This window comes from Arthrobacter sp. 10T44, from assembly GCF_056393885.1.
The window spans coordinates 57446-81251 of record NZ_JBFTGT010000011.1; the positions used below are offsets into that span (position 1 = coordinate 57446).

The 23806-nt window shown below is 67.5% G+C and carries 22 protein-coding genes; 14 read left to right on the plus strand and 8 right to left on the minus strand.

The features are described 5' to 3' along the window. Nucleotides 1–5 precede the first annotated feature (5 nt). The 3 genes from AC1DBL_RS15625 to AC1DBL_RS15635 are packed head-to-tail and all read left to right on the plus strand — an operon-like array spanning nt 6 to nt 3917. A complete protein-coding gene (locus AC1DBL_RS15625; protein ID WP_441419239.1) occupies nt 6–734 on the plus strand; it encodes a TetR/AcrR family transcriptional regulator in 729 nt (242 codons plus the stop codon). A gap of 58 nt (nt 735–792) precedes the next feature. Then, complete coding sequence (locus tag AC1DBL_RS15630; protein ID WP_476926438.1) at nt 793–2769, plus strand: PTS mannitol transporter subunit IICBA; 1977 nt, start codon at nt 793–795, stop codon at nt 2767–2769. Then, complete coding sequence (locus AC1DBL_RS15635; protein WP_441419241.1) at nt 2769–3917, plus strand: mannitol-1-phosphate 5-dehydrogenase; 1149 nt, start codon at nt 2769–2771, stop codon at nt 3915–3917. The genes AC1DBL_RS15630 and AC1DBL_RS15635 overlap by 1 nt, the downstream gene beginning before the upstream one ends. A gap of 146 nt (nt 3918–4063) precedes the next feature. Here AC1DBL_RS15635 and AC1DBL_RS15640 read toward each other — a convergent pair whose 3' ends face one another. Then, nucleotides 4064–5530 (minus strand): amino acid permease, encoded by a 1467-nt coding sequence (locus AC1DBL_RS15640; RefSeq protein ID WP_476926439.1) that lies wholly within the window; start codon nt 5528–5530, stop codon nt 4064–4066. Between the two features lie 128 nt (nt 5531–5658). On the opposite strand from AC1DBL_RS15640, the gene AC1DBL_RS15645 reads away from it, so the two are divergent. The 3 genes from AC1DBL_RS15645 (at nt 5659) to AC1DBL_RS15655 (ending at nt 8021) form a co-directional block, all read left to right on the plus strand. Further along, nucleotides 5659–6180 (plus strand): N-acetyltransferase family protein, encoded by a 522-nt coding sequence (locus AC1DBL_RS15645; RefSeq protein WP_476917629.1) that lies wholly within the window; start codon nt 5659–5661, stop codon nt 6178–6180. 64 nt (nt 6181–6244) lie between these two features. Beyond that, a complete protein-coding gene (locus AC1DBL_RS15650) occupies nt 6245–6730 on the plus strand; it encodes a MarR family winged helix-turn-helix transcriptional regulator (protein WP_476926440.1) in 486 nt (161 codons plus the stop codon). A 64-nt stretch (nt 6731–6794) separates the two neighbouring features. Continuing rightward, the gene (locus AC1DBL_RS15655; protein WP_476893407.1) at nt 6795–8021 is read left to right on the plus strand and encodes an MFS transporter; all 1227 of its coding nucleotides are present in this window, start codon (nt 6795–6797) and stop codon (nt 8019–8021) included. Nucleotides 8022–8098: 77 nt separating this feature from the next. Here the strand turns inward: AC1DBL_RS15655 and AC1DBL_RS15660 are convergent, their stop codons facing one another. The 3 genes from AC1DBL_RS15660 to rraA form a co-directional block, all read right to left on the minus strand. After that, nucleotides 8099–9538, minus strand: coding sequence for a sugar porter family MFS transporter (locus tag AC1DBL_RS15660; RefSeq protein WP_476926441.1), 1440 nt, complete (start codon nt 9536–9538; stop codon nt 8099–8101). A 262-nt stretch (nt 9539–9800) separates the two neighbouring features. Next, nucleotides 9801–11453 (minus strand): MDR family MFS transporter, encoded by a 1653-nt coding sequence (locus AC1DBL_RS15665; RefSeq protein WP_476926442.1) that lies wholly within the window; start codon nt 11451–11453, stop codon nt 9801–9803. A 127-nt stretch (nt 11454–11580) separates the two neighbouring features. Beyond that, on the minus strand, nt 11581–12066 hold the full coding sequence (gene rraA / locus AC1DBL_RS15670) for a ribonuclease E activity regulator RraA (RefSeq protein ID WP_441419248.1): 486 nt from the start codon (nt 12064–12066) through the stop codon (nt 11581–11583). A gap of 103 nt (nt 12067–12169) precedes the next feature. On the opposite strand from rraA, the gene AC1DBL_RS15675 reads away from it, so the two are divergent. The 5 genes from AC1DBL_RS15675 (at nt 12170) to AC1DBL_RS15695 (ending at nt 17147) form a co-directional block, all read left to right on the plus strand. Next, complete coding sequence (locus AC1DBL_RS15675) at nt 12170–13435, plus strand: MFS transporter (protein ID WP_441419249.1); 1266 nt, start codon at nt 12170–12172, stop codon at nt 13433–13435. 127 nt (nt 13436–13562) lie between these two features. Continuing rightward, nucleotides 13563–14162: a TetR/AcrR family transcriptional regulator gene (locus AC1DBL_RS15680; protein ID WP_476926443.1), complete on the plus strand. Its 600-nt coding sequence runs from the start codon at nt 13563–13565 to the stop codon at nt 14160–14162. A 235-nt stretch (nt 14163–14397) separates the two neighbouring features. Then, nucleotides 14398–15603: an NAD(P)-dependent malic enzyme gene (locus AC1DBL_RS15685; protein ID WP_476926450.1), complete on the plus strand. Its 1206-nt coding sequence runs from the start codon at nt 14398–14400 to the stop codon at nt 15601–15603. A gap of 35 nt (nt 15604–15638) precedes the next feature. Further along, complete coding sequence (locus AC1DBL_RS15690; protein ID WP_476909658.1) at nt 15639–16139, plus strand: DUF456 domain-containing protein; 501 nt, start codon at nt 15639–15641, stop codon at nt 16137–16139. 42 nt (nt 16140–16181) lie between these two features. Next, the gene (locus AC1DBL_RS15695; RefSeq protein WP_441419252.1) at nt 16182–17147 is read left to right on the plus strand and encodes a hypothetical protein; all 966 of its coding nucleotides are present in this window, start codon (nt 16182–16184) and stop codon (nt 17145–17147) included. Between the two features lie 25 nt (nt 17148–17172). Here the strand turns inward: AC1DBL_RS15695 and AC1DBL_RS15700 are convergent, their stop codons facing one another. After that, entirely contained in the window at nt 17173–17826 is a 654-nt protein-coding gene (locus AC1DBL_RS15700) for a LysE family translocator (RefSeq protein WP_441419253.1), read from the minus strand. A 104-nt stretch (nt 17827–17930) separates the two neighbouring features. Between AC1DBL_RS15700 and AC1DBL_RS15705 the strand changes: the two genes are divergently transcribed. Then, nucleotides 17931–18386: an Lrp/AsnC family transcriptional regulator gene (locus tag AC1DBL_RS15705; protein ID WP_175323527.1), complete on the plus strand. Its 456-nt coding sequence runs from the start codon at nt 17931–17933 to the stop codon at nt 18384–18386. A 9-nt stretch (nt 18387–18395) separates the two neighbouring features. Here AC1DBL_RS15705 and AC1DBL_RS15710 read toward each other — a convergent pair whose 3' ends face one another. Beyond that, on the minus strand, nt 18396–18854 hold the full coding sequence (locus tag AC1DBL_RS15710; protein WP_476893436.1) for an Lrp/AsnC family transcriptional regulator: 459 nt from the start codon (nt 18852–18854) through the stop codon (nt 18396–18398). 330 nt (nt 18855–19184) lie between these two features. Here AC1DBL_RS15710 and gluQRS point away from each other — a divergent pair, with 330 nt between their 5' ends. After that, nucleotides 19185–20081 carry a tRNA glutamyl-Q(34) synthetase GluQRS gene (gene gluQRS, locus AC1DBL_RS15715; protein ID WP_476909656.1) on the plus strand — a complete coding sequence of 299 codons (897 nt, stop codon included), beginning with the start codon at nt 19185–19187 and terminating at the stop codon, nt 20079–20081. A 9-nt stretch (nt 20082–20090) separates the two neighbouring features. Beyond that, the gene (locus AC1DBL_RS15720) at nt 20091–20708 is read left to right on the plus strand and encodes an HD domain-containing protein (RefSeq protein ID WP_441419255.1); all 618 of its coding nucleotides are present in this window, start codon (nt 20091–20093) and stop codon (nt 20706–20708) included. Here the strand turns inward: AC1DBL_RS15720 and AC1DBL_RS15725 are convergent. Beyond that, nucleotides 20705–22003, minus strand: coding sequence for an ATP-binding protein (locus AC1DBL_RS15725; RefSeq protein WP_441419256.1), 1299 nt, complete (start codon nt 22001–22003; stop codon nt 20705–20707). The genes AC1DBL_RS15720 and AC1DBL_RS15725 overlap by 4 nt on opposite strands. Nucleotides 22004–22197: 194 nt before the next feature. Continuing rightward, nucleotides 22198–23784 carry an amino acid permease gene (locus AC1DBL_RS15730; RefSeq protein ID WP_476917624.1) on the minus strand — a complete coding sequence of 529 codons (1587 nt, stop codon included), beginning with the start codon at nt 23782–23784 and terminating at the stop codon, nt 22198–22200. Between the last annotated feature and the right edge of the window lie 22 nt (nt 23785–23806).

Genomic DNA, 23806 nt, shown 5'->3' on the forward strand with positions numbered 1-23806 from the left:
CGGTTATGAGTATCGAAGGCCAGCTACCGCCCAAAATCCGGCTGCTGCGTGCAGCTGCGGGATTGCTGGCCAAGTCCGGGGGAGCCGCGGTTTCCACGCGCCAGATCACGCAGCTGGCGGGGGTGACTGCCCCCACCCTGTATCACCACTTCGGTGACAAGGAGGGGCTTTTCGACGCCGTTGTGGCGGCAGGATTCGAGGAGTACGTGGCCGGCGAGCGAGACTTCGCTCCGTCCGGGCAGCCGCTGGAGGACATCCGGCGGATGTGGGACCAGCACGTGCAATTCGGGCTGAAGCAGCCGGAACTGTACCTCGTCATGTTCGGCAACATCCGCCCCGAGAGCCGTCCCGCCGTTGTGGCTGACGCCGAGGCGCTCATGGAGGAAATGCTGAACAAGGCCGCGGTCGCCGGCCAGCTCAACGTCCCGCCCCGGGAGGCGGCGAGGAGCATCCTGGCTGCGAACGTGGGCGTGACCCTCATGCTGATCACGGAGAAGGCACCGGAGCGCAACCTCGAGCTCTCCGCCATGACCCGCGACGCGATGATCTTCGCGGTCTCCACGGAACAGGCCCGGCAAGCCGGGCCGGAAGACTCCGGGAAGTCCCCGGTAGTGGTAGCGGCCATCGCCCTGAATGCGGCGCTGCAGGCCTCGCACTCGGACCAGCTGTCCAGCTCTGAACTCAAGCTCTTTCTCGAATGGCTCCACCGGATCTCCACCAGTTCCACCAGCTAGCTCGTCGAAAATATCGGACAATCCTGCGGTGCAGCAGGAATCACGGTTAGGAAATCACATGGCAACAGAGACCGTTGCGAAACCCCGGACCAGTATCAGGGTCGGTGTGCAGAAATTTGGCACCTTCCTGTCCGGAATGATCATGCCCAACATCGGCGCCTTCATCGCCTGGGGCATCATTACCGCCTTCTTCATCCCGGCGGGCTTCACCCCCAACGCCGACCTGGCCAAGCTGGTCGGCCCGATGATCACCTACCTGCTGCCGCTCCTGATCGGCTACACCGGCGGCCGCATGGTCTACGGCGTGCGCGGCGGCGTGGTCGGCGCGGCGGCCACCATGGGCGTGATCGTCGGAACGGACATCCCGATGTTCATCGGCGCCATGATCATGGGGCCGCTGACGGCGTGGATCATGGAGAAGATCGAAAGCCTCTGGGAGAACAAGGTCAAGCCCGGCTTCGAGATGCTGATCGACAACTTCACCGCGGGCATCGTCGCCGCCGTCATGGCCATCTTCGGCATGCTGGTGATTGGCCCGGTGGTGAAGGCCTTCAGCAACGGCGCCAGCGCCGTCGTCGAGTTCCTGGTCAACAACGGCCTGCTGCCCTTCACGAGCATCTTCATCGAGCCCGCGAAGGTATTGTTCCTGAACAACGCCGTGAACCACGGGATCCTGACCCCGCTGGGCACCGAACAGGCGCTCGCCCAGGGCAAGTCCATCCTGTTCCTGCTTGAGGCCAATCCCGGCCCGGGCGTGGGCGTCCTGCTCGCTTACATGATCTTCGGCAAGGGCATGGCCAAGGCTTCGGCCCCCGGCGCCGCCCTGATCCAGTTCGTCGGCGGCATCCACGAAATCTACTTCCCGTACGTGCTGATGAAGCCGATCATCATCCTCGCCGCGATCGGCGGCGGCATGACCGGCATCTTCACCCTCGTCCTGACCGGTGCGGGCCTGCGCTCCCCGGCCGCCCCGGGAAGCATCCTCGCGGTCTTCGCCGCGACCCCGCCGGACAGCTACTTCGGCGTGGCCTTGTCCGTGCTGCTGGCCGCGACCGTGTCCTTCCTGATTGCCTCCGTCATCCTCAAGTCCAGCAAGGACGTCGAGGGTGACGAACTTGGCGCCGCGACCACCCGGATGGAAGCCATGAAGGGCAAGAAGAGCTCCGTCTCCTCCGCCCTCGTGGGCGGCGGTGCGGGCGCCGGCGGCGTCGCGGTGCTGGCCGGTCCGGTCAAGAACATCGTCTTCGCCTGCGACGCCGGCATGGGCTCGAGCGCCATGGGCGCCTCGGTGCTCCGGAACAAGATCAAGGCCGCCGGCTACCCGGACGTCAAGGTCACCAACTCCGCGATCGCGAACCTGAGCGACACCTACGACGTCGTCATCACGCACCAGGACCTGACCGAACGGGCCAAGCCCGCGACGTCCAGCGCCGTCCACGTCTCGGTGGACAACTTCATGAACTCGCCGCGGTACGACGAGATCGTGGAGCTGGTCCGGACCAGCAACGCGCCGGCCGACGCCTCCGGTGCGATGGCGGGTGCGGGAACGGGTGCGACCGTGGCAACGGCATCCGCTCCGGAAGCGGAGCCCGAAGCCGGGCCGTCCGGCATCCTGGTGGCCGACAGCGTGATCCTCAGCGGAACGGCAACCACCCGTGACGCTGCGATCGACGAGGCGGGCCGGCTGCTGCTGGACCGCGGCGCCGTCGACGCCGGCTACCTGGACGCCATGCATGAGCGCGAGGAATCCGTCTCGACCTACATGGGCAGCTACCTCGCGATCCCGCACGGCACCAACGCCGCCAAGGACCACATCATGAAGTCCGCGGTCTCGGTGATCCGCTACCCGAACGGCATCGACTGGAACGGCAAAGAGGTCAAGTTCGTCGTCGGCGTCGCCGGCATCAACAACGAGCACCTCCAGATCCTCTCCTCGATCGCCAAGGTCTTCACCAACAAAGCACAGGTCGCGCAGCTGGAGGCGGCCACCACCGTCGACGAAGTGCTCGACCTGTTCGGAAAGGTAAATTCCTAGTGAAGGCTGTTCATTTCGGAGCCGGAAACATCGGCCGTGGATTCGTCGGACTGCTGCTGCACGAGGCCGGGTATGAGGTGGTGTTCGCGGATGTCGCGGATGCCCTCATCACCCAGCTCGCCGCGGCGGACAGCTACCAGGTCCACGAGGTGGGGGACAGCCCGGCCGTGCGCACGGTGGACAACTTCCGCGCGCTGAACTCCGGCACCCAGGAAGCCGACGTCGTCGCGGAAATCGCGACGGCGGACATCGTCACCACCGCGGTGGGCCCGCACATCCTGAAGTTCGTGGCACCCGTGATCGCCAAGGGGATCGCGGCCCGGCCGGCCGGGCTGGCGCCGCTGCAGGTGATGGCGTGCGAGAACGCGATCAACGCGACCGACATCCTGAAGTCCGAAATTTCCGCCCAATGGGATCCGGCCGCCGGTTCGCTGGATGCCGCCGCCGTGTTCGCCAACACGGCGGTGGACCGGATCGTGCCCAACCAAGAGGCCGGGCAGGGCCTGGACGTCACAGTGGAGACGTTCTATGAGTGGGTCATCGACCGGACCCCGTTCGCGGGGAAGGAACCAGCCATTCCGGGGGCGACCTTCGTGGACGACCTGGCGCCCTACATCGAGCGGAAGCTCTTCACCGTGAACACCGGGCACGCCTCGGCCGCGTACTTCGGCTTCGAAGCCGGGCTGTCCAAGATCTCCGAGGCCATGGCGGACCAGGACGTCGCCGCCGATGTGCGCGCAGTGCTCGACGAGACCAAGGAACTGCTGGTGGCCAAGCACGGCTTCAACCGCGAGGAGCAGGAAGCCTACGTGCAGAAGATCCTCGGCCGGTTCTCCAACCCGCACCTTCCGGACACCGTGAACCGGGTGGGGCGGGCACCGCTGCGCAAGCTCAGCCGGCACGAGCGCTTCATCGGTCCCGCTGCGGAGTTGGCCGAGCGCGGGATTGTCCCCGAGGCACTGCTCGGTGCAATCGCCGCCGCGCTGCGCTTCAACGACCCGGCCGACGCCGAGGCCGTGGAGCTGGCGCAGATCCTGAACTCCTCCACCCCGGAGGACGCCACGACGAAGATCACCGGCCTGGACTCGGGGCATCCGCTGTTCCCGGCCGTCTGTGCCCTCGTCGAGGAAGCCAAGGCCGCCGTCTAGCCGGACGCTCCCTCACCTTTCGCGGAAAAACAACGGGCCCTCCCTCACACCAGGTGAGGGAGGGCCCGTCGTTTAGGCCGTGGATCTGCGCGGGCGTCGCCCCAGGGCCGGCAGGACCGGCAGGCCCGGCAGGAGCTGCCGAAGCGTCAGACGCGGCTGGCGGCGGCGGTTTCGCCGTCGGCCATCGCCTTCCATTCGGCCACGCGCGCCTGGTGCAGCGGCGAGCGGCGGACGACGGCGAACGCGGCACCCAGGACCGCGAACCAGAGCGGCGTGACCAGCAGGGCCACAAGGGTGTCCGGCTGCGTGGTCAGCGCCCAGACCAGGAACGCGAAGAACGCAAACACGACCCACACCATGGGAATGCCGCCGGGCATCTTGAACGTCGAGGCCGCGTGCAGTTCCGGCCGGCGCTTCCGGAACACGAGGTAGCTGGCCAGGATGATGCTCCAGACAAACATGAAGCAGACGGCGGACACGGTGGTGACCATGTCGAAGGCCACGCCCACGTCCTTGCCCGCATACAGCAGCGCGACGCCGGCCAGCAGCAGCACGCAGGACAGGAACAGCGCGTTCTGCGGGACCTTGCGGCTGGAGAGGCGGCCGAAGAGCCTGGGGGCGTCGCCGTCGTTGGCCAGGCCGTAGACCATCCGGGAGGTGGAGTAGATGCCGGAGTTGGCCGAGGACATCGCGGAAGTCAGCACCACAAGGTTCACCACCGTGGCGGCCATGCCGAGCCCGGCGAGGGAGAACATGGCGATGAACGGGCTCTGGCCCGCCTTGAAGCCGGTCCACGGGGTGACGGACATCAAGATGATGAGGGCGCCCACGTAGAACAGCATGACGCGCAGCGGGATCGCGTTGATGGCGCGGGGCAGGTTGTGCTCCGGGTTCTTGGTTTCGGCCGCGGCGGTACCCACCAGCTCGATGCCCACGAAGGCGAACACGGCGATCTGGAAACCGGCCACGAAGCCCATGAACTCCTTGGGGAACAGGCCGCCATGGCTCCACAGGTTACTGAAGCCCGCGGTGCCGGCGTTGGAATGGAAGCCGGTGAAGATCATAACCAGGCCCACAGCGATCAGCGCCACGATGGCCACGATCTTGATCAGGGCGAACCAGAATTCCGTCTCACCGAAGGCCTTGACGGTCGGAAGGTTCAGCAGGAGCAGGATGATGATGGTCGCGATCCCCGGGACCCACAGCTGGATGCCGGGCCAGAGCTGCTCGGCGTAGCCGGCAATCGCGATCACGTCCGCCACCCCCGTGACCACCCAGCAGAACCAGTAGGTCCAGCCGGTGAAGAACCCGGCCCAGGGGCCCAGCAGGTCGCCGGCGAAGTCGCTGAAGGACTTGTAGTTCAGGTTGGACAGCAGCAGCTGGCCCATGGCGCGCATCACGAAGAACAGCATGAAGCCGATGATCATGTACACGAAGATCACGGACGGTCCGGCCACGGAAATGGTCTTGCCGGAGCCCATGAAGAGGCCGGTGCCAATGGCGCCGCCGATGGCCAGGAGCTGGATGTGCCGGTTGCTCAACGAGCGTGCAAGGTGGGGCTCGGTGTCCCGGCTGGAGGCAGTTCTCTGCTCCGCGGTTATCTGTTCGGGCATGTCAACAATCCTTCGTGTGGTCCGCCGCATTGGTGACGGCGGTTACAAATCAGCCTTTCTAAGGTACAGCTTCGAAGGCCGGGCCCCCTGCCGAACGTTTCATCGTTGCGTCATGGCAAGCTGGGCGGGTGACTACAAATTCGGCGGACCAGGCCGCCCTGCTAACATTCGGCGTCGACGGCGGGACGTTCCGGCTGCGCCCCGCCGCCCGCGCGGACCTGCCCGCCATTCTCCGGCTGCTCGCCGACGACCAGCTGGGCTCCTCGCGCGAGGATGCTGCGGATCTGGCGCCGTACCAGACGGCCTTCGACGCGATCGACGCCGATCCGGCCCACCTGCTGCTGGTGGGGGAACTGACACCGGAGCGCGGCGCCGGGCCCCGGGTGGTGGCGACCTTCCAGCTCAGCTTCCTGCCCGGGCTGTCCCGGCGCGGGTCGTGGCGTGCCCAGCTCGAGGCCGTGCGGGTCGCCGGCGAACTGCGGGGCCAGGGCGTCGGCGCCGCGATGGTGCAGTGGGCGCTCGGGGAGTCGCGGCGGCGTGGCTGTTCCCTGGTGCAGCTCACCACGGATAAGTCGCGGACAGCGGCGCACCGATTCTACGAGCGGCTGGGGTTCGCGGCCAGCCATGAGGGCATGAAGCTGCTGCTCTAGCGGCCGCGCCGGCGGCAGCCGCACCGTTGACTCTTAGGCCGCCTAACTGTTAGGCTCCCTAAGTATGAGTGAACACCCGCTGCCGGATCCCGGCCTGCTCGCCCTCTCCCGGGATTTCCGGGAAGCCCTGCGCCACAGCATCTACCTGGTCCGGCGCTTGGACGCCGACGGCGAACTCAGCGCCGCCCAGCTCAGCACTCTCAAGATGCTGCTGGACAGCTCCGAAGACAGCGCCCAAGACAGCGCCGGGGCCAACGGCGTGCGGGTGGGTGAGATTGCCCGCAACCTCGGGGTCAAGGTTCCCAGCGCCACCGAGCAGATCATCAAGCTCGAAAGGGCCGGGCTGGTCCGGCGTGAGGCGGATCCGGCCGACTCCCGGGCCGTCCGCGTCAAGCTCACCGCCGAGGGCCACGCCGCCGTCGAATCGGCCAACACCCGCCGCAACGCGGTCATGGCAGGGATCCTCGGCTCACTCACCGATGCGGAACGGCAGGCCCTCGCGGCCGCCATCCCGGTGATCGGCAAGATCAACGAGAGCCTGCAGCCCTGACAGCCAGGCCACTGCCTGCCAGGAACAACGACAGCAAGAACCCACAACCTTAGGAGCGCCCTCCATGGACGGCCAGCTCACGGCCCCCGCGCCGGAAGCAACATCAACCCTTGAGGCCGAAAAAGCCTCGCTACTCAAGCAACCCAAGGCGGTCTGGGCCACGGCCCTGGCGGCGGTGTTCGCGTTCATGGGAATCGGGCTGGTGGATCCCATCCTGCCCGCCATCGCCAAGAACCTTGACGCCACCCCCAGCCAGGTGTCCCTGCTGTTCACCAGCTACTTCATGGTCACCGCCATCGCCATGCTGATCACCGGCTTCGTCTCCTCCCGGATCGGCGGCAAGCGCACGCTGCTGGCCGGCCTCGCCATCATCGTGGTGTTCGCCTCGCTGTCCGGTCTCTCCGGCAGCGTGACCGAACTAGTCGGCTTCCGTGCCGGCTGGGGGCTGGGCAATGCCCTCTTCGTCGCCACCGCCCTGGCCGTGATCGTCGGCGTCGCCAGCGGCGGCGCCGGGACCGCCATCATCCTCTACGAGGCGGCGCTGGGCCTGGGCATTTCACTCGGCCCGCTGCTGGGCGCCCTGCTCGGTGGGTGGCAGTGGCGTGCCCCGTTCTTCGGCACCGCCGTCCTGATGGCCTCGGCCTTCATCGCCCTGATCGCCCTGCTGCCCAAGACCCCGCTGCCGGAACGGAAGGTCCGGCTCCGGGACCCGCTGCTGGCGCTGGGCCACAAGGGCCTGCGGACGACGGCGGCCAGCGGGCTGTTCTACAACTACGGCTTCTTCACCATCCTCGCCTTCACCCCGTTCATCCTGGGGATGGACGCCTACGGGATCGGCGGCGTGTTCTTCGGCTGGGGTGTCGCCGTCGCCGTCTTCTCGGTGTTTGTCGCCCCCGCGCTGCAGCGGCGCTTCGGGGCTGTCCGCGTGCTGAGCGGCACGCTCGCGCTGCTGCTCCTGGACCTGGCCGGCCTCGGCCTGGCCGCGGGGCACTCGGTGCCCGCCGTCGTCGTCCTCGTGGTGGCCTCCGGCGCCCTGCTGGGGATCAACAACACGATCTACACCGAGCTGGCCATGGGCGTCTCCGACTCGCCGCGGCCCGTGGCCTCGGCCGGGTACAACTTCGTGCGCTGGATGGGCGGCGCACTGGCGCCGTTCGCCGCGGCGCAGCTGGGTGAACACTTCGGGCCCCAGGTTCCGTTCTTCGCCGCGGCCGTCGCCATGGCGCTGGCGATCGCGGTGGTCCTCGGCGGGCGGCGGTACCTGAGCACGCACGAGCCGCACCTGGTCTAACCCGCCGGACCTACAGTTGAGGCCCATGTTCCGCGGAACATGGGCCTCAACTTTTTGTTCGTGCAATGCCGCGGGGGCTACTTCTTGGCGGAACCCTTCGGCACGAACAGCGTCTCCGCGTGCTCCAGCGCCATGCCGTTGGTTTCCGGCACCTTGAACATCACGAAGAAGAACGACGCCGCCGCGAACAAGGCGTACATGGCGTAGGTCAGCGGCAGCGAGGCTGCCGCCATCACGGGGAAGCTCAGCGTGATGGCGAAGTTCGCGATCCACTGGGCCGCCGCGGCCAGGCCGAGGGCGCGGGCGCGGATCCGGGACGGGAAGATTTCCCCCAGCAGCACCCAGACCAGCGGGCCCCAGGAGGCGCCGAAGCTGATGACGAAGACGTTGGCGGCCACCAGGGCGGCGGGGCCCCAGGCGCCCGGGAGCGTGATCGCATCGCCGGATCCGGTGGCGGATCCGAAGGCGAAGGCCATGGTGGCCAGCGAGACGGCCATGCCGATGGAACCCGCCAGCATGATGGGGCGGCGGCCGATCCGGTCTACCAGTGCGATGGCGACCAGGGTGACCAGGATGTTGGTGATCGCGGTCGCCACGGAAATCGTGAGCGAGTCCTTCTCCTGGAAGCCCACAGCTTTCCAGAGCGTCGTGGAGTAGTAGAAGATCACGTTGATGCCGACGAACTGCTGCAGCACCGACAGGATGATGCCGATCCACACCACCGGCTGCAGGCCAAGCGCCTTGCCGCGCAGGGAGCCCTTCTGGCCGGCGAGCTTGTCCTCCTCGATGGCCTTCTTGATGTCACGCAGGTGGCGGTCGGTGTCCTCGTCCGGCGCGATGGATTCGAAGACCTTGAGGGCTTCCTCGTCCTTGCCCTTGAACACGAGGAACCGCGGCGATTCGGGAAGCGTGAAGGCGATCCAGCCGTAGACGACGGCGGGGACGGCGCCGGCAATGAACATCCAGCGCCAGGCCTCGATGCCGAACCACAGGTTCTGGTCGGCGCCGCCGGCGAAGTTGGCGAACACGGCGTCGGAGAGCAGCGCCGCGAAGATACCGGTGGTGATGGCGAGCTGCTGCAGCGACGCCAGCCGTCCGCGCACGTGGCGGGGTGAAATCTCGGAGATGTAGGCCGGGGCGATCACCGAGGCGAGGCCGATTCCCAGGCCCCCGACGAGGCGCCAGAAGATCAGGTCCCAGACGCCGAACGCGAAGCCGGTGCCGAAGGCGCTGACCAGGAACAGCAGCGCGCCGAGCTTCATGGCGGGGATGCGGCCGTAACGGTCCGCGACCTTGCCGGCCAGGTAGGCGCCGGCCGCGCAGCCAAGCAGGGCGACGGCGACGGCGAACCCGGTCACGGCCTCGCTGAGCGCGAATTCCTCCTTGATGGCGTCGACTGCGCCGTTGACAACCGAGGAATCGAAGCCGAAGAGGAAGCCGCCAACGGCGCCCGCCACGGCCAGCCAAATGACCCGCTTGGGGATCTTGGCGACGGTCTGGTCTTGGGTGGTGGTCATGTGGCTCCCTCGGCAATTCGTGGTCAGCGGCTCACGCCGCAGCTACCCAGTCTGACACCGGGGATGCCGCGATGCACGTCACAGGACGGGAAAATGAGAGCAAGCTTACAATTCCGGAGGAGGTGCGCCGCGCGGCCCACCGGCGGCGTCACGCCGGACCCGCTTTCGACGTCGGCGGCCCTGGAAGGCCGCGTCCCGGCGGCCAAAAGCGAGGGCAGGCAGTCCAAAAGACTGCCTGCCCTGACGTGCTGCGGCGTGTGCCCTAGTGCGCGGGGACGGCCTCCTTGGCGGCGGCCTTCGGGTCCGTGAGCTTTTTGTTCGGCAGCGCGAAGCTGATCAGGAAGGCGATGCCGGTGAGCACGGCGGCGGTGAGCATGACGGCGTCGATCGACTGGGCGAATCCTTCGGTGATCGGCCGGGTCAGGCTGGCGTTCGCGGTGTGCAGCCAGCTTGTGTCGTTCAGCGAGTCGTTGCTGGCTCCGTTCTTGAAGAACTCGTAAAGCTTGGCGTTCGCGGGGTCGGCGGCAACGGCCGGGTCCTTGAGCACTTTGAGGTAGTCCGCGTTCTGCGCGGCGGCTTTCATGCCGGTGGCGATCTTGTCCGCCGCGAGGCTGAACAGCATCGAGATGAACACCGCGGTCCCCACGGCACCGCCCATGGAGCGGAAGAACGCAGCGGAGGAGGTGCCCACGCCCATGTCCTTAGCCGGAACGGAGACCTGCATGGCGAGGGTGAGCGGCTGCATGCAGAAGCCCAGGCCCAGGCCAAAGAACACAGCAATCGCGCCGGGGACCCAGAGCGGCGTATCCACGCCCAGCGAGAGTCCCATAACGACGGCGGCCGCGGTCAACACGGCGGTGCCCAGGATCGGGAAGATCCGGTAGGTGCCGGACGCCGAAATGGTCCGGCCGGCCGTGATGGACCCGGTGAGGATGCCCACCGTGAAGGTGATCATCATGAGCCCGGCCTCGGTGGGGGTGAGGCCCTTGACCAGCTGGAGGTACATCGGCAGCATCGCGATCGCACCGAACATGCCGACGCCGATGATGAAGTTCAGCAGCGAGGAGAGCCCGAAGGTGATGTTCTGGAACAGCCGGAGGGGGATCAGGGCGTAGTCGCCGGCGCGCTTCTCGGCCAGCAGGAACGCGACGATGCCGATGATGCCGAGTCCATAGCAGAGGAAGGCCCCGGTGGAGCTCCAGCCCCAGGTCCGGCCCTGTTCGGCGACGAGCAGCAACGGCACAATCGCCAGGGTGATGGCGGCGGCGCCCCAGTAGTCGATCTTCTGCTTCAGGTGCTTGGCCGGCAGGTGCAGGTACAGGAAGACGACGGCGAGGGCGGCCAGGCCGATCGGGATGTTGATGAAGAAGACCCAGCGCCAGCCGTCAAAGCCCAGGATGTTGGCGGAACCGGCAAAGGCGCCGCCGATCACCGGGCCCAGCACGGAGGAGATGCCGAAGACGGACATGAAGTAGCCCTGGAACTTGGCGCGGTCCTTCAGCGCCACGATGTCGCCGATGATGGTCAGCGCGAGGGCCAGCAGGCCGCCGGCGCCCATGCCCTGGATGCCGCGGGCGATCGCGAGCTCGGTCATCGAGTGGACTGAGCCGGCGTAGAGCGAGCCGGCCAGGAAGATCAGGATCGCGGCGAGGTAGAGCGGCCGCCGTCCGAAGATGTCGCTGAGCTTGCCGTAAAGCGGCGTGCTGACGGTGGAGGTGATCAGGTACGCCGTCGTTGCCCAGGCCTGCAGCGAGAGGCCGTCCAGGTCGTTGGCGATGGTGTAGATCGACGTGGACACGATCGTCTGGTCCAGGGAGGACAGGAACATGCCGAGCATGAGGCCCACCATGACGGTGATGGTCTGACGGTGCGTCAAGACCTCTCCGGGCAGGCGTGAGGACGTGGTTTTGGACATAACCGCTCCAAGGGGAAGTTTTTTGGGGTCAAGCAGGAAGGTTGCTTTCAGTAACTATCTTAGGGCCTGCTTTGTTCCCGCCCGCACCGGCTCCTTGGGCGTTGCCGTCCAGTTCCCGCCCACCCGCTCAGCGTTCCAGCAGGATGCCGTCCGGGTCGCACCAGATCAGCTGGCCGGGCCGGACGGCGACGCCGTCGATGTCCAGCTCGACGTCGGCCTCCCCGGCGCCTGCCTTGGCGCTCTTGCGCGGGTTGCTGCCGAGCGCCTTAACCCCGAGCGGCAGGCCGGCGACCGCCACCCGGTCCCGGATGGCACCGTTGATCACGACGCCGGCCCAGCCGTTCTCCACGGCGCTCGCCGCGATCAAATCCCCCATCAGCGCGGTGCGCAGCGAGCCGCCGCCGTCGACCACCAGGACGGCGCCGTTGCCCGGCGTGCCCAGCATGGCCTTGACCAGGGCGTTGTCCTCGAAGCAGCGGATGGTCCGGACCGGTCCGCTGAAGTGGGTGTGGCCGCCGAGCGACTGGAACTGCAAGGAGATGGAGTCCAGCTCCTCGCCACGCTCGTCGTAGAGGTCGGCGGTGTTGACGGGATTTGAGGGCTGGTCTGGCACTGGTTCTCCTTGGCTGCGTGAATAAGCGGTGGGCGTTGCTGCCCACGATAGTCTGGGCCCACACTGATCATCAGCTTCAGTCACCAGTTCCGGGGGGAACCACATGAGCCTGTCCAATGCCGCGGCACCGGCCCTTGCCGAGCCGGAACGCCGTGTCCGCCCGGTCTGGACGGCGGGTGTGGTCTTGGTCAACGTGGGCATTAATGCGGCCTTCTTCGGCCCGCTGCAGGTGCTGCTCGGCCAGCAGGCGGCGGCCTTCAACGAGGGCGAAAAGGAGGCAATCCTGGCCCTCGTGACCGGGGCGGGGGCGGCCGTCTCGCTCGTGGCCAACCCGTTGTTCGGCGCCTTGAGCGACCGGACGGTTGCGCGCCGCGGCCGCCGCGTGCCGTGGGTCCTCTTCGGTGCCATTCTTGGCGCGGCCGCCCTCACGGCGCTCGCCGGCGCCCCGAATGTCGCCGTCATGACCATTCTCTGGTGCCTCGTGCAGGCCGGCTGCAACGGAGCCTACGCCGCCATCACCGCCGCCATCCCGGACCGGGTGCCGGTACCGCAGCGCGGCACCGTGGGCGGGCTCGCCGCAATGGGCCAGACCGTGGGCATCCTGATCGGCGCCGTGATCGCCGCCGTCGTCTCCGGCAACTTCGCGCTCGGCTACGCGTTCTGCGCCGTGGCGCTGCTGGCCGGCGTCGGACTGTATTTCTTCCAGAACGACGACGTCGCGCTGCCGCGGCACGGCCGCCCGCCGTTCAAGCTGGGCGAATTTGCCAGGAGTTTCTGGATCTCCCCGGCCCGATACCCGGATTTCGCCTGGGCCTGGCTCACCCGCCTGCTCGTGAACATCGGCAACCACATGGTGACGTTGTACCTGCTGTTCTTCCTCACCGACGCCGTGCGCCTGCCCCAGACGCAGGGCATCGAGGCGGAGTTCGGCGTCCTGATCCTCACCGGCCTGTACGCGGTCATGGTGATCATCACGAGTGTGATCGGCGGCCGGCTCAGTGACCGGATGGGCCGGCGCAAGCCGCTCGTTATCCTCTCCTCGGCCGTCATCGCCGCGGCCGCGCTGATCCTCGCCTTCGCCCCAACCTGGCCCGGGGCGCTGATCGGCGCCTCGGTGCTGGGCATCGGCTTCGGCTCCTACCTCGCCGTGGACTTCGCCCTGATTACCGAGGTGCTGCCGACGGCGCTGAACCGAGGCAAGGACCTGGGGGTCATCAACATCGCCAATTCGCTGCCGCAGGTGATCGCGCCGCTCATCGCCTACCCCTTCGTGGCGCTCTGGGGAGGGTACGTTTCGCTGTACGTCGCGGCCGCGGTGATCGGCCTGCTCGGCGCTGTCTTCGTGGTCAAGATCAAGGGCGTGGACTAGGCGTTCCGGGGGTCCGTGTGACTGGCAAACGGCCCCACACCGTGCCGTATAGTGGACGGGATCGCCGCGGCAGTGCTGTGGACTAACCCTCCCGGCTGCCGAGAAAAACGACCCCGGAACGCTGCTGATGCCTGAATTTCCTTCAGATCTTCCACCAATGGCCCCGCCGCCCACCCTGCCCCGGCAGCGCCTGCGCTATGCGCGGATCCTCGACGTCGCAGCCGGCTTTGCCCGCAAGGGACTCGACTCCGTGGTTCTCTCCGAGGTGGCAGCCAGGGCGGACGTACCGCTGGGCACCCTGTACCGCTATTTCCCCTCCTCGGCGCAGCTAATGCTGGCCCTGTACCGCAAGCAGCTCGGCGAGCTGCACCTTGGCGAATGGCCGGCGGGGACCAGAGTGCCGGTGCACGCCGCCCTGGTGGGCGCGGTGATGGAAATCTTCCACATGCGCCTCATGCAGCCCGCAGTGGAGCAATGCCTGACCCGCGCGGTCTACGCGAAGGACACGGACACCACCCGCCTGCTGCGGGACATTGACGCGACGGCGGAGAAAGCAGTGACCGCGGTCAGCGGCGACCCCGCCGTCTCGCGGGTCCTGCTGCTCACCGTCACCGGCCTGGTGCAGTCCGTCCGCTGCCGCCGGCTCTCGCTCTTCGAGGCCGAAGAGGACCTGAAGAAGGCCTGCTCCCTGCTGTCCCGGGGGCGCCAGGCCGCACAGCCGGTCTAGACCAGTTACCGGAATGTGTCCGGCCGAATCTCCGGCCGGCGACCGCGTTGCTTACCATGGCAGAACCGGAGCGGCGCGAGCGCCAGCACTTCCGGAGCTTCACCCGCAGGCCCGCCACCCCGGGGCCGCCGCCGGAGTTCCGCCAGACCATCTCGGGCACCCTGTGCCCCAGCAGCCAAGTGCCGTATGCCCACGGTGAGCCCCAGGAGACAACGACGTGTCCATTGAAACGACCATTCCCGCCGATCCCACTGCCCCCGAAGGGGCCGCAGAAGCGCCGGTAGCGGCGCTCAGCGACGAGGAGATCTTCGCCTCCCACCAAGGCGGCAAGCTCTCGATTTCCAGCACCGTCCCGCTCGCCAGCAAGCGCGATCTGTCCATCGCCTACACGCCCGGCGTCGCCCAGGTTAGCCGCGCCATCGCAGCCAACCCGGAACTGGCCAAGACCCTCACCTGGGCCCAGCGCCTCGTGGTCGTGGTCAGCGACGGCACCGCAGTGCTCGGACTTGGCAACATCGGCGCCAGCGCCTCGCTGCCCGTCATGGAAGGCAAGTCCGCCCTCTTCAAGGCGTTCGGCGACCTCGACTCCATCCCGCTTGTCCTCAACACGACCGACGTCGACGAGATCGTCGAGACTCTGGTCCGGCTGCGTCCCAGCTTCGGCGCGGTTAATCTTGAGGACGTTTCGGCGCCGCGCTGCTTCGAACTCGAGGAAAAGCTGATCGAAGCCCTCGACTGCCCTGTCATGCACGATGACCAGCACGGCACCGCCGTCGTCGTCCTCGCCGCGCTGACCGGTGCCGCGAAGGTGACGGCCCGCGAGCTCAAGGGACTCAGCGTGGTGGTTTCCGGTGCCGGCGCGGCCGGGATTGCCGTCGCCGAAATCCTGCTGACCGCCGGCATCGACGACGTCGTGCTGCTGGACTCCCGCGGCGTGATCAACCGGGACCGCGCGGACATCGCCGCGGACCCGGCCAGCAAGAAGGCCCAGCTGGCCGTCCGCAGCAACCCCCGCGGCGTCTCCGGCGGCCCCGGCGAGGCGCTCCTCGGCGCGGACGTGTTCATCGGCGTCTCCTCCTCCCGGCTGGACGAGGAGCACTTGAAGCTGATGAACCACAGTTCGATCGTTTTTGCCCTTTCCAACCCTGATCCCGAAGTGCTGCCGGAGGTCGCGTCCAAGTATGCGGCCGTCGTCGCCACGGGCCGCAGCGACTTCCCCAACCAGATCAACAATGTGCTGGCGTTCCCAGGCATCTTCCGCGGCGCCCTCGACGCCGGTGCCCGCCGCATCACTCCGGCGATGAAACTCGCCGCGGCGCGCGCCATCGCGGACCTGGCCGAGGACGATCTCTCTGCCGACTACATCGTGCCGAGCCCGCTCGACCCGCGTGTGGCCCCGGCCGTGTCGGCGGCCGTAGCCGCGGCGGTGGAGGCGGAATAACCAGCCGCCGCCGTGGCCAACCCTAAACTGAGGGCATGAACCCCGAGATCATCGTGACCGTCCTCTGCGGGCTCGCCATTCTGGTGGGCGTGGCGGGCATCGTCATCCCTGTGCTCCCCGGCAGCATCCTGATCGGCCTCAGCCTGCTGGCCTGGGCCCTGTGGGGCGGTGCCGGAACCACCGGCTGGGTGGTCTTTGGCGTTGGCCTGGCCTTGGTGCTGGCGGGAATGGCGGCCAGCGCCGTGCTGACCGGCCGCAAACTCAAGGAACACCGCATTCCCAGCCGCAGCGTGGTGACAGGCCTGGTCTTTGGGGTGGCGGGCATGTTCCTCATCCCGGTGGTAGGACTCTTCGTGGGGTTCGCCGCCGGCCTGCTACTCAGCGAATCCCACCGCACCCGGGATTTCCGGACCGCCATGACCACCAGCTGGGCGGCCTTGAAGGCCACCGGTGTGGGCATGCTGGTGGAGTTCGGTCTGGCTTGCCTTGCCGCGAGCACCTGGGTGATCGGCGTCTGGGTGGCTGCCGCCAGTTAGCCCTTCCACCGGCTGCCAAGGGTGCACTACTAGCATGGAAGAATGAGCGCCGGACAGTCCCCAGGACCCATCTATCGCGACACCCGTGACCTCACCCCGTTCGGCGTACCGCAGGTCCGCACGCCGGTGCGGGACATCGCAGACGGCGTCGGCGGCATCCTGCACACCGCCCTGGGCGGCCGGAACGGGGCGCTGCTCAGCGTGGACGGCGCCACCCCCCGGCTCAAGCGGATGCCCGGAAAAGCGGCGAAGGCGGTGTACGAGGCGACCTTCCACAACACCGACCCCAACCGGCTGATCGCCTTGGGTCGCGCCTACCCGGGCTGGGCCGGGCTTTGCTACGTGCTGGCTGGTCTCCTGGCGCACAAGCAGGGCGGCTACCTGCGGGCCTCGGAGCTCCTCCAGCGCGGACTCACCACCGGGAACGACGACGACGCCAACCGGTTCGCGTCCGGCTATCTGACCCGTGTGGTCACCCGGGTCGAAGTAGCCGAGCGCATCGAGGTTCCGGTTCTCTTCAGCGAGGAAGCGGTGTTCCTTGCGCTTTCGCACTCCCTGCGGGAGACAGGCCACCTGGAGGCAGCGCTGCAAACCGTGGCCTCGCTTCCGCCGTCGCTGCCCGCGGCCCTGGCCCGGTGCTCGGTGGCGTTCTCGATGGGCCGGGACAAGGAAGTGATGGTCTGGACGGAGGGGCTGCTGAATGCCGACGACCTCTCGGCCGCGCTGCTGCTGATCCGCGCCCGGTCACTGCGCCGCCTTGGTGCCGCGGCGGCCTCCCAAGCGGCGGTGAAGGAAGTTCTCCGGCGGCGGAAGACCCACCTGGCACTCCGAAATGATGCCCTGACCGACCGCGCCTTGCTGCTCCTGGACAACGGTCGCAAATCACTGAATCCCCGCGACTGGCTGCGCGGCCGGCCCGCCCAGCTGGAAACTTTCGAGGTCATCCGCAAGGACGTGGAGGAACGCAGGCTTTGGGAACAGGAATGGAAGCAGTTGAACGGGGAATGATGCCGTCCTGGCGGTTGCCGGAGGGCTACTGCCAGATGGTCTGCGCAGCCAGCGGCACCAGCTGTTCGCCCAGCAGCACCAGGCCCAGCGCCACCATGATGATTCCGCTGGCCAGCGTCACCCGGCGGGCAGCGCCGGGCCGGGTGTGCAGGAGCTTCCGGGCCAAGAGCGCCACGCAGCTGTAGACCACGGCCACCAACAGGACAAAGGTGAGCCCCAGCAGGCCGGACTGCAGCGGCACGGACAAGGCGGCGTCGGTGCTGACGAACTGCGGGACCAGGGCAACGAAGAAGAGCAGCCCCTTAGGGTTGATGCCGCTGGTGCCCATGCCCTGCAGGAAGACCCGGAACTGGTTGGCCTGGGCCGGCGCGGTGGCGGCTTGGCCGCCGAAGCTGGCGCCCCGCCAGGAGCGTACCGTGCTGACGCCGAGCCAGAGCAGGTAGCCCGCGCCCGCCACCGTAAGCCAGCCCAGGAGCCCGGGCATGCCCGTGATCACGGCGGCCAGCCCGGCGGCCAGGAGGGCGGTGTGTACGACGTAGCCGCCGCAGAGGCCGGCCACTGCGGGCACGAAACTGCGGTCCTTGAGCCCGGCGGCGATGGAGTAGGCCCAGTCGACGCCCGGGGTGCAGGCGAGGGCCACGGCGACGCCGATGAAGGCGAGGAACAGCTGGGGGTTCACGGCGGACTCCTGACGGTGGGCTCTAGGAGTAAGCCTAGGAATTTTCGGGCCAAAAGTGCTTACTGATTTCGCCCGTAAAGCCGTGCCGACGGTAAGGTTATTGCGTGATTGACCATATTGACAGAAGTATTTTGCGCAACCTCCGTGAAGACGGCCGGATGACTGCCACGGCGCTCGCGGCGAAGGTCGGGCTGACCGTGGCGCCGTGCCACCGGAGGCTTCGCGAGCTGGAGACGTCCGGCGTCATCCGCGGTTACCGCGCCGACATCGATCCGGCCGCCGTCGGGCTGGGCTTCGAAGCGATTGTGTTTGTCACGCTGCGTCAGGTGGACCGCGCCACCATGGAGATCTTCGAGAACCGCGTGGCGGAGAACCCCAACATCGTCGAGGCCCAGCGGCTCTTCGGCGAGCCGGACTATCTGCTCAAGGTCATTGCAGAGGACCTCCCGGCGTACCAGCGCTTTTACGACGCCGAGCTGACCTCGCTGCCCGGCGTCGAGCGTCTAACCTCGACGCTGGTCATGAAGAACCTGAAAGCGAATACCGGCCCGCCCGTCTGATCCGGGCGGTTAGCCTTCCAGCAGCCCTGTGGTCCGGTAGGGGATGACCTCGCGCAGGAACATGCTGGTGGACGTCCGCACAATCCCCGGACACAGCCGGATTTCCTCGGAAACCCGGTAGAGATCGTCGGGGCTCGTGGCGACCACCCGGATCAGCAGGTCGGTGTCGCCTGCGGGCGCATGGCATTCGAGCACCTCCGGGATGTTCCGTAACGCGGCGATCGCCTCATCCAGGTGGCTCTGGTCCAGTTCGGCGCTCACCGCCGCTGCCACTCCGCGACCCAGTGCGGAGGGCAGTACCCGGCTGCTGTTCGGGCGGAGCGCGCCCGACGCCGTCATCCGCTCGAGCCGGGACTGGACAGTTCCGCGGGCCAGGCCCAGTTTCTGGGCCAGCACCATGATGGGGACCCGCGGGTCAGCATCCAGGGCCAGGAGGATCCGGCGATCCGTCGAGTCGAGCTGCTGCAATCTGACCACTTCCTGCCAATAGTCGAAGCTCTCAATGGTCAATCTGACCAACGAGCGCGGCGCCCGTTGCACCAACTGTATGGCTACTGCTCAAATAGTGGCAACAAGGGATGCGGGCCACCGCCGGCACCCGAAGGCTACAGATCCCCCGGCACACCTCCCGGACCCTGGATGAGGCATCCCGCAAGGAGCCCGCCGCTGATTGACTCTTGTTCACGCATCGTCTTTCCGCACACACTTAACGGCAAGAGCCCCTGAGCCCCCGACGTCGGATGTCCGAAGTCATCGGTGGCTGAGGGGCTCTTGTGTTGCGCCGCATAGGCTTGTCCCATGACATCAGCCGGACGCTTCGCCCCCAGCCCCTCCGGCGAGCTGCACGTGGGCAACCTCCGTACGGCCATCCTCGCGTGGCTCTTTGCCCGGTCTACCGGCCGACGCTTCCTGATGCGGGTCGAGGACCTGGACCGCGCCCGCGCGGGTGCCGAGGCCGGGCAACTCCGTGATCTGGCGGCGATCGGCGTGAACTGGGACGGCGGCGTCGTCCGTCAGACGGACCGGGAGCACCTCTACGCCGCCGCGATCAACCGGCTGACCGCGGCCGGGCTGACCTACGAATGCTTCTGTACCCGCCGCGAAATCCAGGAGGCGCCGTCCGCCCCGCACGCCCCGCAGGGCGCGTATCCGGGCACCTGCCGGAACCTGGGCGAGGCCGAGCGTGCGAGCAAACGGGCGGTCCGGCCTGCGGCGGTCCGGCTCCGCGCGGCCGTCGCCGAGGCGACTGTTCGGGACGTGCTGCACGGCAGCTTCACCGGCGTGGTGGATGACTTCGTGCTCCGCCGAAATGACGGGGTCACCGCCTACAACCTGGCCGTGGTGGTGGATGATGCCGCGCAGGGGGTCGACCAGGTGGTCCGCGGCGATGATCTGTTGCCATCCACTCCGCGGCAGGCCTACCTGGCCTCCCTCTTGAATATTCCCGTTCCGGAATATGCTCACGTGCCGCTGGTGTTGAACGCCGACGGCGCCCGGCTGGCCAAGCGTGACGGTGCGGTGACGCTCGCGGATCTTGCTGCCGTGGGGGTCGCCGTCGATGAGGTGCGGGACGCGCTGCTGGAATCCCTGGGTTTGCCTGCGGGATCCCTGCGGCAGGCGCTGGCCGTGTTCGATCCCGCGGGCCTGCCGCGGGAGCCATGGGTGTGGCCGGGGATGCGCGGCCCCGACGCGTAGGCTGGAAGCATGTCAGAACCAGAGTTCATGGAAGCGGCCGCGCCGAAGACCGGGTTTACCGTCGAAACGGCCAGGGTCCTCGCCGAGGTGGCCCACAACCGGCAGAAAGACAAGCTCAAGCGGCCCTACCGCGAGCATGTGATCGCCGTCGGCGATGCGCTGGCCGACTTCGATGACGACATCCGGATCGCCGGATACCTGCACGACATCGCCGAGGACACCCCGATGACGCGGCAGGCGCTGCTGGAGATGGGGGTCCCCGAACGGGCCGTGGACATCATCGAACGGGTCACGAAGCGGCTGCACGAGAACCCGGACGACTACCAGGCCGGCATCCGCTACATCGCCGAGGACCACGATGCCACCCTGGTCAAGATCGCCGACAATGCGCACAACTCCCTGCCCGAACGGGTCAAGGCGCTGGCGGAGAAGTGGCCGGACAAGCCGCCGGTCACCCGCTACGACGAGGCCCGGCCGGTGCTGTACGCCGCGGTTCCGGTGGAGGAAACCCGCAAGATCCTGGCCCGGATCAACCCGTGGTTGCTCGAGGAGCTCGATGACATGCTCGACGAGGCCGACGACACCGACTACGAGAACCTCTCCTACGACGGCAACCCGGAGGGCTAGACCCGGCCCAGCAGGTCGATGTCCTCGAGGAACTCCTGCTGCACTTCCGCGCTGACGGTGGTCCGGGTGTCCGCGATCGCGTCGAGGTAGTCCTGCGTCGCCGGGCCCTTCCGGACCGCCTCGCGGACGGACGCGCCGCCGTCGTCGTACACGGCTTTCTCAAGCGCACGCTGGGAGGCGCTCCGGGCGGCGTATTCGATGTCGGCGGGAGAGAAGCCCTCAGTGCGATCCACCAGCAGCTCCACGTCCACATCGTCCACGACGGTGGCGGGGATGAAGCGCTGCCACATGGCCTCGCGGGCCAGGCGGTCCGGCAGGCCGATCGGGATGACGTAGTCGAAGCGGCCGTGGCGCAGGAACGCGGAATCCAGGGCGCGGATGAAGTTGGTGGCGCAGACCAGCAGCCGGCCGGGCTGTTCGCGGAAGGCCGGAATGATCTTCAGCAGCTCGTTGGTGACGCCCTGCAGCGGCGACGGCGGCTCGCCGGAGCGCTGCGAGGCGATCTCCTCCACCTCGTCGATGAACACGACGGCATGCTCCAGCTCGGCAATCTCCAGGAAGGTCTCGCGCAGGGCCCCGGCCAAGCCCAACGGGTCGGCGGCGAGCCGGGAGGGGAAAACCTCCACAAAGGGCCACTCCAGCCGGGACGCAATCGCCTTGGCGAAGGTCGTCTTGCCGGTGCCCGGAGGGCCGAACAGCACGACCGCGCGCGGCGGGACCACGCCATACTCGTCGGCCAGGTCGGCTTCGGCCAGCGGCAGGACGAGGCGGCGCTCCAGGAGTTCCTTCTCGTTGCGCATGCCGGCGACGTTTTCCCAGAGGTCGCGGGCCAGGATCCGCCCGCCCAGCTGGCTCAGCGGCTCGAGTTCCTGGCGCTGCACCGGGATCTTGCGTTCAAAATAGCGCAGGTTCTTCTTCAGCACGAAGCCGCGGCTCAGGAAGGCCTCGACGCGGGTTTCGGACTCCGGCATGAGGGCGGAGAGCTTGTTCAGCCCGTGCGGGGCCATCCGGTTTTCCACGGAGGCCAGCAGCGAGGTGCCGATTCCGCGGCCGCGGAACTCGGGCAGGGTGGCCAGGAAGACGATCCAGCCCTGGTCGTGCGCGGCGCGGCCAACGGCGGCACCCACCACCTGCTCGCCCTGCACCGCGACGACGGCGTGGTCCTTCTCGCACGAGGCCAAGACCTCGGAGAGCGCGTAGACCGGCTCGACATTCGTGGCCTTGAGGGATTCCCAGAGGTGCAGGATCCCGTCCAGGTCGGCCGAATGGAAATCCCTGATCCGCCAGTTGGTCATGAGGTGTCTCCCGGGTGGTTCGTCGCTGAGCCAAGTGGAACTGTTGTTCCGAGCTTAGGCGACAGGCACCCGGCGGGAGCGCTCCGGTACTCTCCGTTACGCCGCCCGTCCACCCAACTAGCTCGCAGTTGTTGTCGTTTTGAGCCCTGAAAACGACAACAAGTGCGAGCTAGTTGGGCGGCGGCGGCCCGGTTCTATTCGTTCCCGGAGTTCCCGGAGTTCCCGGATGGCCGGTTGGCCACCAGCGGGTACGGCCCGGTGAAGCCGTCGCGGACCGCGGCGATCTCCAGGATGCGGTGCCGGCAGAGGCGCCACCCGAGCATCAGAAGCGGGACGATGACCACAAGGGACGCTATGGTCCAGGTCCCCACCGGCGAGTCGAACGCCATCAGGACCAGCACCGCGAGCAGGAACGCGAGCGTAATCCAGCCTGTGACGGGTGCGCCGGGCATCCGGAACGCGGGCCGGAGCAGTTCCCCGCGGGCTGCCAGCCGGGCAAGCTGCATCTGGCACAGGACGATCATGGCCCAGGTGCTGATGATACCCAGCGACGCCACGTTCAGGACGATCTCGAAGGCCTCGGACGGGACCACGGCGTTCAGGATGACGCCCAGCACGGCCACGCCGGCAGTGAGGGCGATGCCGCCGTAGGGCACGCCTGCCTTGTTCATCCGGGCGGCGAACTTCGGCGCGGACCCTGAAACGGACATGGACCGCATAATCCGGCCGGTGGAGTACAGGCCGGCGTTGAGCGAGGAGAGGGCCGCGGTCAGGACCACCAGGTTCATGATGGCGTCCACGCCGTCCACACCAATGGAACCGAAGAACGTCACGAACGGGCTTTCACCGGCCTTGTAGGAGCTGTAGGGGAGCAGCAGCGAGAGCAGCACGAGTGAGCCGACGTAGAACACGGCGATGCGTACGATCACGGTGTTGATGGCGCGCGGCATGATCTTTTCCGGGTTTTCCGTCTCGCCCGCCGCCGTGCCGATCAGCTCGATCGATGCGTAGGCGAACACAACGCCCTGCATCACCACGATTGCCGGCAGCAGGCCGTTGGGGAACAGGCCGCCGTTGTCCGCGATCAGGGTGAAGCCGACCTCCTGGCCGGCGACGGGGGTGCCGAAGATGACGAAGTAGATGCCGACTATCAAAAAGGACACGAGCGCCACGACCTTGATGAGCGCGAACCAGAATTCGAGCTCGCCGAACACCTTCACGCTGATGAGGTTCAGGCCCAGCACCAGGATCAGGGCGGCAAGGGCCCAGGTCCATTGCGGTACATCTGCGATCGGCGCCCAGTACTTCTTGAAGAAGTTCATGTACAGCGCGACGGCGGTGATGTCCACGATCGCGGTCATGGCCCAGTTCAGCCAGTACAGCCAGCCGGTGACGAACGCGGCCTTCTCGCCGAAGAATTCGCGGGCGTAGGAGACGAAGGAGCCTGATGACGGCCGGTGCATCACGAGTTCGCCGAGTGCGCGCAGGATCATGAACGCGAAGAACCCGCAGAGGGCGTAGCTGATGATCAGGGCCGGTCCGGCGGTGGCGAGTCGGCCGCCGGCGCCCATGAACAGGCCGGTGCCGATGGCGCCGCCGATCGCGATCATCTGGACCTGCCGGGGTTTCAGGCCTTTGTGGTAGCCCTGGTCTTCGGCATGGAGTGCGGCCTCGGAGGCGTGGGCATGCGCCGGAATGGTGTGGTCGGAGATGCCCTGCTGCGGGGTTGGCTGTTCTTGGGCCGGCGGTTTTTGGGCGCGGGCAGTTTCTGGATAGGTCATGGGGGTCCTTCGGGGTTCGAGG